Here is a 12324-nt window from a genome sequence, read left to right as displayed (position 1 = left end):
AAACATGCTAACAACCTGTTTTTTAACCAAAGAAATGTATTTTTACCGTTCACTTGTTATTTTTGTGAAGTCAGAACACACTAAAAAACAAGTTTTTTAGTTATCACACACGTATATATAAATTATCTGGTTTGGGGAAAAGAATATCACAAATCACGCTCATTCTGCTTCTAGCACTTTTAGGATTTGCCTGTTCACGAAAAAAAGACAAATTCGTTAATCGTGCATGGCATGATGTTACCACCAAAAATAATACCTTATATAACGGTCGAGTAGCCTATACCAAAGGCCAGGAAGAGCTTATTCAATCTTATAAGGATAATTTTTGGGAACTACTTCCTATAGAGCGAATGATTGTAAGTGAAGATGTTAGACTGCCCAATGAGGTTTTAAACCAGAATTTTGATAAAGCCGAAGAAAAATCGGTAAAGTCCATCCAAAAACATAGCATGTTGATCGATGGCAGGGAGCGTAACCCGAAAATTGATGAAGCTTTTTTATTACTGGGAAAAGCAAGATATTTTGAGCAACGATTTATTCCGGCACTCGAAGCATTTAATTACATTTTGTATAAGTATCCAACCAGTAATACGATTAACCATGCCAAGGTATGGCGAGCCAAAACCAACCTTCGTTTGGATAATAACGAAAAGGCAATCGAAGACCTCACCAGGATGATCGAGCAGGAATATATGAAGCCTCAAGATTATGCCGACGCTGTAGCGATGAAGGCGCAGGCCTATATCAACTTAAAACAAAAAGACTCTGCCGTTACCTATATTAACAAAGCAGCAGTTCATACCAAAAATTTCGAAGAAAAAGGACGTTATCTGTACATCAAGGGACAACTCTTAAATCAACTTGGATATAAAGATAGTGCCAACTATGCTTTTGATCAGGTCATTGCTTTAAATAGAAGAACCCCTAGAATTTACATGATCAATGCCGAGATGGCAAAAGCGCGAAATTTCAATTACGAAATTGGAAATAAAGAAGAATTTCTTGAGTTGCTCACAGATCTCGAAGAAAACCGGGAAAACAGACCATTTCTAGATAAAATATACAATCAAAAAGCAGAGTATTTTAAAACCTTAGATTCAATAGACCTAGCCGTCGTTTATTATAACAAATCTTTACGAACGAACTCTGAAGACAAATATCTCGAGTCTCTTAACTATTATACTCTTGGGGATATCAATTTTGATAGAAAAGAATATGCAACCGCGGGGGCATATTATGATAGTACCCTACAAAGGATGGTTGTGAATTCCAAAAGATATAGGGTACTTAAGAAAAAACGAGTTAATCTGGATGATGTTATTTTGTATGAGGGCATTGCCAGGACAAACGATAGTATTCTTACGGTAGTTGCGATGTCACCGGCAGAACGGTTAGCGTATTATTCAGAATATACCGATAAACTAAAAGCAGAAGCTGTAGCTGAACAGGAAGCCCAGGAAATAGCACAAATTAAAGGACAACTGCCTACAGAACAACGTTTTGGTCAAACAGGGCCAAGGCTGGCTGGTGCACCAAAAAGTGGTAATACTACTGGAGATAAATTCTATTTCTATAACCAAACCACTGTGGCCTATGGAAAAACAGCATTCAAAAGAATTTATGGTAACCGGGAGTTGCAAGACAACTGGAGAGTATCAAGCATCTCAAACCCAGGAGCTGTTTCAGCAGAAGTCGAGGAAAAACCAGAGGAATATGCTATAGATGATGATCCCGCTTTTGATCCACAAACTTATATAGCCAAACTACCCACAGAACAAAGCACCCTGGATAGCTTGCATACCGATCGTAATTTTGCATATTATCAACTAGGAGTGATTTATAAAGAAAAGTTTTTGGAATATCAATTGGCAATCGACAAATTTGAAGGCCTGCTTCAAAATAGACCAGAGGAGCGCTTGATTATCCCTTCAAAATATAATCTATATAAGATATATACGGCTCAAGGTAATGTTTCTAAAGCTAATGGGTATAAACAGGACATTATTAATAATCATGGTGAATCTAGGTATGCAAAAATTTTGCAAAACCCCAATGAAGAGCTACAGGATAAAGATAGCCCAGAATCAAGATATAATCAGCTATATAAAGATTTTCAGGATCAAAAGTATGCTCAAGTCATTAAACAAAGTAATGAGTTGATAACCAAGTTTGGTGCAGATGATAACTTTTTGCCAAAATTTGAATTGTTAAAAGCCCAGGCAATTGGCCGTTACCGAGGTTTTGAGGCATACAAACAAGCCCTAAACTATGTTGCTTTAAATTACCCCCAAAGCCCTGAAGGTAAAAAAGCACAAATGATTTATCAGGTTACCATTCCGCAAATTGAGAGCAATACGTTTTTAACCAATCTTGAAGAAGAGACAAATCATAAATTGATATATCCTTTTTCGACCTTTGGAAACAATCAGGCAATGGCCTTAAAAGAACACATTGCGCAAATCTTGAAAGAGCTTAGATACGAAAAAATGAAAGTTTCTCTGGATATATATACTAAAGACCAGCAATTTGTAGTTGTACATACTAGAAGAACTAAATTGGAAGCCGAAGGATTGGCCGAGCTATTATCTTTGGGTAAAACAGAAGATACGCGAGGTGTTGATCTGACGAGATGGAATCGAAAAAAGAAATATTATGATAAAGTAGATGCCAAATTTTTTACGATAGCATCTCCTAATTATAGAATACTTCAGATTCATAAGAATTTGGAGAATTATAACCAAGAAACAGAAACAGAAGAAACAGAGTAATAATTTAATCCCCCTATATATTATGTTTTCAGATAATAAAAAAGGAAGAGATCAAGCAGGTATGACAGATTTTTCACGCAATCAGAATAAAATTTCGGAAGGAACTAAAATTGTTGGTGATATTGTTGCCGAAGGAGGCTTCAGAATTGAAGGTACTATCGAAGGTACATTTAAAACCACTGGAAAAGTGGTGGTAGGGAAATCTGGATTTATTCAAGGAACATTAGAATGTTCTGATGCAGATTTTGAAGGTAAGTTTTCAGGAAACCTAAACGTTTCTAATACGCTATCATTAAAACCGACTGCACATATCGAGGGCGAAGTTACTGTAGGTAAACTTGCCGTAGAACCGGGCGCCAACTTCAACGCATCTTGTTCTATGAAAGGTGGTGTAAAATCCTTAAGCAAACCAACTAGTAGTGAGCCAACAAAACAACCAACCCAACCGCAAGGACAAGGGAAATCAGCTTAAAAAATATGCTGCTCTCTCTGGAATAGCTTTCCAGATGGGAGCTACCATATTTTTGTGCGCCTATGCCGGAAAAAAATTGGATGCCTATTATGAGCTAGAAAAACAATGGTTTACAATGGGTTTGGTCCTTTTTGGAGTCACTGCGTCTATATATGTAGTGATTAAGCAGCTCAACCGAATTAATAAATCCGATAATAAGTAGTGGGTTTTGTCATCATATTATTTCTAAGCAACGAATACTAATGCTTCACAGTTTATTTCGTTTTTCATTGCTATTTGTAGTTATTGTCGTTGGGGGGTATTTTATTCATACAAAATGCATTGAATTTTTCTCCCTTGATCGCAATTTAAAAATCATTAATCTTTCTTATCTATTTAATGGCATTTTTACCTTGGTGTTTACCATAGGAATCCTCTTATTAAGCAAAAAATTCAAAGATCAGATCGGTTTTATCTTTATGGGGGGTAGCTTGGTTAAAATAGGTGGGTTTATTGCTATTACCAAGCTTAACGATATTCAGATCGATAAAAATGTCTTTCAAGATTTCTTTGTCGCCTATCTAATTTGTTTGATCTTAGAAGTTTATTATGTTTCGAGAATTTTGAAGGATATTAATTAATTGATTTACAGTTAATTATATTTTTAAAAATAATCTCAAACTTATTTAACTAAAATAGTTTAAGAATCTAACATAATTATGTACATTTGCACCGAAATTTAGGAACCGAAATTTTACGCGTAATGCAAAAACGTACTGTAGTTAAGATTTTACTGATTTTTACCCTGGTTTTTACCACTTCTAATCTATTTGCAAAAGAAACTGAGAAAGAAGGAAAAGGAGATTTAAAAACTGAAATAAAAGAGTTTATTGATCATCACCTTCAAGACTCTCATGATTTTACTTTATTTTCTGACAAAGCTACTAATAAGCATTACGGATTTCCATTGCCGGTTATACTTTGGGATAATGGATTAAAAGTTTTTTCTTCCTCAAAATTTCATCATGGAGAAACTGTTGCAGAGGTTGATGGTAACTACTACAAATTATACCATAGCAAAATTTATAAGACCGATGCTCAAGGAACTATCAACTATGATGAAGATCATCATGCTACCAATGCAAAACCTTTAGATTTTTCGATTACAAAGAATGTGGTAAGCATGTTGCTTATTGGTTTGTTGATGTTCTTTATGTTCAGAAGTTTAGCAAAATCGTATAAAAAGAACAATGGTATTCCTACGGGTGTAGGTCGTTTCTTGGAGCCATTAGTGCTTTTTGTAAGAGACGAGATTGCAATACCAAATATAGGAGAGAAAAAGTACAAGAAGTATATGAGCTTCTTGTTAACGATCTTTTTCTTTGTTTGGTTGTTAAATCTTCTCGGTATGACACCATTAGGAGTAAATGTTACAGGAAATATTGCTGTGACATTTGCCTTGGCATTGCTTACATTCTTGATTACAAATTTCACCGCAAACAAAAACTATTGGGGACACATTTTCTGGATGCCCGGTGTTCCAACGTTCATGAAGATTGTATTAGCTCCTATAGAGTTATTGGGGGTATTCATTAAGCCATTCTCATTAATGATTCGTTTATATGCAAATATGACTGCGGGTCACGTAGTTTTAATGAGTATTGTGGGGATGATGTTTTTGTTTAAAAGCTGGATTGGTAGTCCACTTTCATTTGGTTTAGCATTTGCGCTGTCGATATTAGAATTATTGGTAGCAGCATTACAAGCATATATATTTACGATGTTGTCTGCACTATACTTCGGTATGGCAAATGAAGAGGCGCATCACTAAAACGATAATTGTTTAATTTTTTTAATTCTTTACTATGGAAGGTTTAAATTATGTAGGAGCTGGTTTGATTGTTATCGGTGCTGGTTTAGGTATTGGTAGAATCGGTGGTCAAGCGATGGAAGCTATCGCTCGTCAGCCAGAAGCTTCAGGAAAAATCCAAACGGCAATGCTTATCGCAGCTGCCCTTATTGAAGGTATTGGATTTGCTGCTTTATTCGCAGCTTAATTTACAAACAACAGCTATAACGGTTGGTTATAGCTGTTGTTCTAGATTTTTTTAAAATTAGACAATAAAGAAATAACACATATTAATAATGGAGAAGTTAATAAATGATTTTTCGTTCGGCCTTTTTTTCTGGCAGATTTTACTTTTTGTAGGATTGGTATTATTGTTAAGAAAATTTGCCTGGAAACCAATTCTTGATGCAGTTAATAATCGTGAAGAAGGAATTAAAAATGCATTAGAGTCTGCAGAAGCTGCAAGAAAAGAAATGCAAAACCTTCAGGCAGATAATGAGCGAATCTTAAACGAAGCAAGAGCAGAGCGCGATGGAATGTTGAAAGAAGCTAGACAGCTTAAAGAAAACATGATCTCAGATGCTAAGGCTGAGGCACAAGCTGAAGCTGATAAGATTGTTGCTCAAGCGCAAGCTACTATCGCTAGTGAAAAGAAAGCTGCAATTGCCGAGTTAAAGAATCAAGTTGCCGGACTTTCTGTAGAAATTGCAGAAAAAGTGGTAAGAAATGAATTGGCCGACAAAAAGAAACAACTAGAATTGGTTGATTCTATGTTGGGAGATGTTACCTTAAACTAATAATAAATGGGTAGAGCAGCAATACGTTATGCAAAAGCAGTCTTGAGTTTGGCTCAGGATAAAAAAGCTACTGAGGATGTTCAGAAGGATATGCAAAGTATTATCGCTACTGTTGATAATAGCGCCGAGCTTAAAATGGTTTTAAACAGTCCATTGATCAAAAGCGAAGTGAAGCTGGCTTCTCTACGCGAGATCTTTAAAGGTGCTGGCGACATCACACAAAAATTATTCGAAACATTGATTCAAAATAAAAGAGTGGATTTGCTTGCAGAGGTTGCAAAGCAATATATGATTTTATTCGATCAATTGAATAACACTCAAGTGGCAACAGTTACTACCGCGGTTCCTTTGGATAAAGCTTCAAGCAAAAAAGTTTTAGATAAAGTTAAAGAGCTAACGGGTAACGAAGCTACTTTAGAAAACATCGTTGATGAAAGTATCATTGGTGGATTTATTCTTAGGGTAGGAGATTTGCAATATAACGCAAGTATAGCAAACAAGCTTACCACATTAAAAAGAGAATTAAGTAATTAAAATATAAATTAATAATAAGGGATTGAGATATAATGTCTCATTCATCTAAATTACTATAAGATGGCAGAAGTGAATCCTGCTGAAGTATCAGCAATATTAAAACAACAATTATCTGGATTTGAAGCATCGGCTTCATTAGAAGAGGTAGGGACTGTATTACAGGTAGGTGATGGTATCGCTCGTGTATACGGATTGTCTAATGCTCAATATGGAGAATTAGTGCAATTTGAATCTGGTTTAGAAGGTATCGTACTTAACCTTGAAGAAGATAATGTTGGGGTAGTACTTTTAGGTTCTTCAACAGAAGTAAAAGAAGGTGCAACTGTAAAACGTACACAGCGTATTGCATCGATCAATGTTGGAGAAGGAATCGTAGGTCGTGTGGTAGACACGCTAGGAAATCCTATTGATGGTAAAGGTGCAATCGAAGGTGAAACTTTCGAAATGCCATTAGAGCGTAAAGCTCCAGGGGTAGTTTTCCGTCAGCCGGTAAATGAACCACTTCAAACAGGGATCAAGTCTATCGATGCCATGGTACCGATTGGAAGAGGACAGCGTGAGTTGGTAATTGGTGACCGTCAGACTGGTAAAACTACAGTTTGTATTGATACGATCCTTAATCAAAAAGAATTTTATGATGCTGGTGAGCCAGTATATTGTATTTATGTAGCTATTGGACAAAAAGCTTCTACAGTAGCAGGTATTGCTAAAGTACTAGAAGATAAAGGTGCATTGGCATATACAACTATTGTTGCTGCCAACGCATCAGATCCAGCACCAATGCAGGTATATGCTCCTTTTGCTGGTGCCGCTATCGGAGAGTATTTCCGTGATACAGGTCGCCCTGCATTAATCATCTATGATGATTTATCTAAGCAAGCGGTAGCATATCGTGAGGTATCTCTTTTGTTACGTCGTCCACCAGGACGTGAGGCATACCCTGGAGACGTTTTCTACCTTCACTCAAGATTGTTAGAGCGTTCTGCAAAGGTGATTGCCGATAATACCATTGCAAAAGACATGAACGACCTTCCTGATTCTTTAAAAGATAAAGTAAAAGGAGGAGGATCTTTAACCGCACTTCCAATTATCGAGACACAGGCAGGGGACGTATCTGCGTATATCCCAACCAACGTAATTTCGATTACAGATGGTCAGATATTCTTAACGTCAGACTTGTTTAACTCTGGTGTACGTCCGGCGATTAACGTAGGTATCTCGGTATCTCGTGTAGGTGGATCTGCACAGATTAAGTCGATGAAGAAAGTAGCGGGTACCTTAAAACTAGACCAGGCACAGTTCCGTGAATTAGAAGCGTTTGCAAAGTTTGGTTCTGACCTTGATGCGGCTACTTTAAACGTAATCGAAAAAGGTAAGCGTAACGTTGAGATTCTTAAGCAGGCACAAAATGATCCTTATACAGTAGAAGATCAGATTGCAATTATTTATGCAGGATCTAAAAACTTATTAAGAGACGTACCTGTAGATAAAGTAAAAGAGTTTGAAAGTGATTACATCGAATATCTAAATGCTAAGCATAGAGATACACTAGATACACTTAAGGCTGGAAAACTTACAGATGAAGTTACAGACGTATTAATGTCTGCTTGCAAAGAAATTTCAGCGAAGTATAAAAATTAGTTAAGAGTCTTGAGTTCAGTGTTATGAGTGGATTGGATAATAGTCCTATTCGAAATAAAAGTTTTGAATTTGCATGTGACATTGTTCGCTTTGCTCAACTACTGAAAGAGAAGAAAGAATATGAAATTGCTTCTCAAATTTTAAGATCAGGAACAAGTATAGGCGCTAATGTTCGTGAAGCTCAGCGAGGTGTTAGCACTAAAGATTTTAAAAATAAATTTGGAATAGCCTTAAAAGAGGCCGATGAGACAGAGTTTTGGCTTTTGGTTATTGAAGAAACGATAATGGATATTCCTAACGATTTATTGAGTAAATGTGATGAGTTGATCCGAATTTTAGTAAAAATTATTAAAAACTCATAACACATCACTCTTAACTCATAATTTGAATAACAATGGCGAATTTAAAAGAATTACGTAGTAGAATTACCTCAGTGTCATCAACGATGCAAATTACCAGTGCCATGAAAATGGTATCGGCTGCAAAGTTGAACAAGGCACAGCAGGCGATTACTGCTATGCGTCCGTATGCAGATAAACTTACCGAGCTTCTGCAAAGCTTAAGTGCTTCTCTTGAAGGTGATAGTGCTAGTGTTTATGCAGAACAACGTGAGGTAAACAAAGTATTGGTGGTGGCTGTCGCTTCTAATCGTGGTTTGGCAGGTGCTTTTAACTCAAACATCATCAAAGGTGTAAAAAACCTATATGAGAATGAATATGCAGGTAAGCAGGTTGACTTTTATACAATTGGTAAAAAAGTGAATGATGTTGTTTCCAAAACGCACACTGTTGTTGCCAACAAAAGTGAAGTATTTGATGACCTTACTTTTGCCAATGTTGCTGCAATTGCAGAAGAGTTGATGCAATTATTTACCAATGGCGCATATGACAAAATCGTAATTGTTTATAATAAATTCAGAAACGCAGCTTCTCAGGATGTTACAACAGAGCAGTTTTTACCAATTGTTCCTATAGAAGGTGCTACGGCTAGTAATGTAGATTACATTTTCGAACCGTCTAAAGAAGAAATTGTAGAACAATTGATTCCTAAATCGCTTAAAACACAATTGTACAAGGCCATTCGTGACTCATTTGCTTCAGAACACGGAGCACGTATGACTGCAATGCATAAGGCTACAGATAATGCAACAGAATTAAGAGATTCTCTTAAATTGTCTTACAATAAAGCAAGACAAGCCGCAATTACAAATGAAATCCTTGAGATCGTTGGTGGTGCAGAAGCATTGAATAATTAGCAGATATAATTAAGTTTCTATAAAAGTAATAGAGCCTAACTTTTAAAGTTAGGCTTTGTTTTTTTAATTATTTATAAATCAATAGGTTAAAACCATGTAAAAAAGTACCATAATTATTGTATGGTAAAACCTCTTATTTTTTAAAAAAAAGAACTATTATTGCACCGTTTTTAGCCTACCCTACTGTCATCTCTAAAGTAAAATAAGAGAATACCGGCAGATCAAACACAATAAATAGTAATTACATCAAAGTATTAAGTCTTTTTGTGCTTCAATTTGAAGTATTTGGGATTATAAACAAGTATTGTGAAAAATAAGCAGTATCAAAATAACTTAGTATTAAACAACAAAAATTAATTAAACACTTTTATGAGAAAACTAGTAAGTATTTTAACCGTCTTTCTATTGATTCTTATATCTTCATGTAGCAAGGATGATGATCTCGGAAACCTACCTCCATCAGAGGTTTCTAATATTCAAACCGAAGTGATGGAGCAAACCAAAATAAAAGTAAGCTGGGAGGCATCAGAAGATCCAAATGGCGATGCCATTTCGTATGATGTTGTTGTGAATGATAAGGTAGTAGCCAGTAAAACTTCAGATACATTTGTTGAATTTAGCGCAAATGATCTGGATTTTTCTAAAGGAGGTAGCATACAAAGCGGCGTTCAAAATAAAGGAGCCACTTTAGAGCTTTTGATCAAAATCAAAGCTTATGACACCAATAATAGTGTTTCAGAAGAAGTAGAGGTAACAAAGAGTGTTTTTGTGAATATTCCACCTTCAAATGTTCTTAATATCGAAGCGGTTGCTATAGAAGGAACAATGGTGCGACTATCATGGGACCCATCTCAACACCCAAGTGACGACCAAATCTCTTATGATGTTGTGGTGAATGGCCAAGTAATAGCCGATAAGACTACAGAAACCTTTATAGAGTTTGATGCTGTAGATCTTATACCCGAAAAAAGTAGAAAAACAAAAGGTGGTGATTTAATAAAAGGAGTTAGTCTGGAATTGACAATCAAAATCAAAGCATACGATACCAGCGATAGTGTTTCTGAAGAAGTAGAAGTAAAAAGAAACGTGTTATTGAATAGAACTCCGGGTGTTTTCGAATTTGCTAGTATTAATTTTGATATGTCTAGTTATTCCAATTTATACGTATCCTGGTACCCGGCTATAGATGAAGACGGAGATGTATTGTCTTATGACGTGTATTTAAATGATATACTAATTGCAGATGACTTTATTATTGGTTCTGAAGCCTTTGTTGGAAATGTTTATTATTATGAAAATTATGATGAGTATCTCGACAATGAAGTTACAGTCAAGGTAATAGCCAATGATAGATCCGGGGGTGAAGCAGAAATCAGCCAAACGTTTAATTTTAGAGATACTGATGTTGATTTGGGAGCAGTATCATTGCCATATGACGCAACATTGGATTTAACCATTGATGAAAATGAACCTGATAATATTGTGAGATACCGTTTTGAAGTAGAACAAGAAACAGGGTTCTACATCTCTTCAGATCAAGGAGTATATCTAAACTTAAGAGGTGTTAATGGAGACTATATTTATGGAGGTTCGTATGTACGAGGAGAGTCGATACAGGCGGGAACTTACTTCCTTGAAGTTCATAATTATAGTGAAGCGACAGTCTCTAATAAAATCAGGTTTTCTTTAAGAAGTTCTAATGCTACAGATGTAGATTTGGGCATATTATCATTACCATATGATAATACTTCAGATATAATAATCGAAAAAATAGAACCAGACAGAAAAATTAGATATGATTTTCAGGTAGATCAGGAGGTGGGATATTACATTACTTCTAATATAAGTGCAGATATATATCTTAAAGATGTTAATGGAAATTACATTAATAGTGGCGGTTCTACCATTGAAGGGACTAATCTAAATGCAGGATTTTATTATATTGAAATCTCATCGTATTACTATAATGATACCGACGTCTCTGGAAACTTTTCTATGGCAATACGAAATACAAAAGCAACCGATGTAGATTTGGGAGCATTAACGGTGCCATATAATACCAATACCAATTACTCAATTCCTCAAACAGAAGTAGATAATATAGTTGGATATTCATTTCAGATAAGCGAAGAAACTGGTTTTTCAGTTTTCTCTTCAACCGACGTAAATTTCAATTTGTTAGATAACAATGGAAACTATATTGCTTCTGGATACAGGCATGCTTTTAATGAATCGTTACCAGCAGGGAATTATTATTTGGAAGTTATGGAATACTATTATAACTCTTCAGCTTCTGGAACTTTTACAATAGTTCTTAATGATCCAAGTGTTACCGATGTTGATTTGGGAGCGATTGCGATACCATATTCTTCTTCTAATGATTTCAGTATCAATTATGAAGAAACCGATAATAAAATTAGATATACATTTCAAATCGGAGCAGAAACGGGGTATTCGTTTTCGACCGAAGTAGGAGCTTATTTGAATGTATATCAAGAGAATGGAAATTATGTTGCAAGTAGCTATAATAATGTTTCGGGTACGCTTGCAGCAGGAAATTACTACCTAGAGATAGTTAATAATAATGGATATAATGGAACTACAGGTACCGTAAACCTACTTTTTGATGATCCAATAGCATCTGATGTTGATTTGGGAGCATTAAGTATTCCATACAACCAGTCGTTTGCCTTTGATACAACAAGCGAAATTGACAAGAAAATTGGTTATACATTAAGTATTAGTGCAACGGCAAATTACACCATCGAAATAAATTCGGCAAATTATGACGAGTTCGTATATCTTTATGATGATGTGGGTAATTTAATTAATAGCCGTGATTCTGGAAATATGACCGGCACAATAAATGCAGGGACATATTATGTTGTTGCCGGGGGATATAACAACTACTCCCAGGGAACAGGAACCCTGAGTATCGATCTTCAATAATTAATAATTTTGGCAGAATAATAGGAGTCGGCTTTATGCTGGCTCTTATTTGTTATAATTAATATCCTATACGATTAATT

11 protein-coding genes are annotated in these 12324 nt (G+C 35.6%); all 11 read left to right on the top strand.

Annotated elements, in window-relative coordinates:
* Positions 1-131 precede the first annotated feature (131 nt).
* The 11 genes from porW (at position 132) to U6A24_RS19700 (ending at position 12244) form a co-directional block, all read left to right on the top strand.
* Positions 132-2768, top strand: a complete 2637-nt coding sequence (gene porW / locus U6A24_RS19750) for a type IX secretion system periplasmic lipoprotein PorW/SprE (protein WP_324181744.1) — start codon at positions 132-134, stop codon at positions 2766-2768.
* Between the two features lie 22 nt (positions 2769-2790).
* A complete protein-coding gene (locus U6A24_RS19745; RefSeq protein WP_324181743.1) occupies positions 2791-3240 on the top strand; it encodes a bactofilin family protein in 450 nt (149 codons plus the stop codon).
* Positions 3188-3442: an AtpZ/AtpI family protein gene (locus U6A24_RS19740; protein WP_324181742.1), complete on the top strand. Its 255-nt coding sequence runs from the start codon at positions 3188-3190 to the stop codon at positions 3440-3442. The genes U6A24_RS19745 and U6A24_RS19740 overlap by 53 nt, the downstream gene beginning before the upstream one ends.
* A 540-nt stretch (positions 3443-3982) precedes the next feature.
* Positions 3983-5050, top strand: coding sequence for a F0F1 ATP synthase subunit A (gene atpB, locus U6A24_RS19735; RefSeq protein WP_324181741.1), 1068 nt, complete (start codon positions 3983-3985; stop codon positions 5048-5050).
* Positions 5051-5084: 34 nt separating this feature from the next.
* Positions 5085-5276: an ATP synthase F0 subunit C gene (gene atpE / locus U6A24_RS19730; protein WP_027394417.1), complete on the top strand. Its 192-nt coding sequence runs from the start codon at positions 5085-5087 to the stop codon at positions 5274-5276.
* Positions 5277-5364: 88 nt separating this feature from the next.
* On the top strand, positions 5365-5865 hold the full coding sequence (locus U6A24_RS19725; RefSeq protein WP_324181740.1) for a F0F1 ATP synthase subunit B: 501 nt from the start codon (positions 5365-5367) through the stop codon (positions 5863-5865).
* A gap of 6 nt (positions 5866-5871) precedes the next feature.
* On the top strand, positions 5872-6399 hold the full coding sequence (atpH, locus tag U6A24_RS19720) for an ATP synthase F1 subunit delta (protein WP_324181739.1): 528 nt from the start codon (positions 5872-5874) through the stop codon (positions 6397-6399).
* Positions 6400-6459: 60 nt separating this feature from the next.
* Positions 6460-8040, top strand: a complete 1581-nt coding sequence (gene atpA, locus U6A24_RS19715; RefSeq protein ID WP_324181738.1) for a F0F1 ATP synthase subunit alpha — start codon at positions 6460-6462, stop codon at positions 8038-8040.
* 23 nt (positions 8041-8063) lie between these two features.
* Positions 8064-8402, top strand: a complete 339-nt coding sequence (locus U6A24_RS19710) for a four helix bundle protein (RefSeq protein ID WP_324181737.1) — start codon at positions 8064-8066, stop codon at positions 8400-8402.
* 32 nt (positions 8403-8434) lie between these two features.
* Positions 8435-9295 (top strand): ATP synthase F1 subunit gamma, encoded by an 861-nt coding sequence (atpG, locus tag U6A24_RS19705; protein WP_324181736.1) that lies wholly within the window; start codon positions 8435-8437, stop codon positions 9293-9295.
* 369 nt (positions 9296-9664) lie between these two features.
* The gene (locus tag U6A24_RS19700; protein ID WP_324181735.1) at positions 9665-12244 is read left to right on the top strand and encodes a hypothetical protein; all 2580 of its coding nucleotides are present in this window, start codon (positions 9665-9667) and stop codon (positions 12242-12244) included.
* Positions 12245-12324 lie beyond the last annotated feature (80 nt).

It is taken from the genome of Aquimarina gracilis, from assembly GCF_035285365.1.
GTDB classification, from domain to species: Bacteria; Bacteroidota; Bacteroidia; order Flavobacteriales; family Flavobacteriaceae; genus Aquimarina; species Aquimarina gracilis.
Note: the sequence above shows the minus strand (reverse complement) of the source record. Positions and strands in the feature narration are given on the sequence as shown.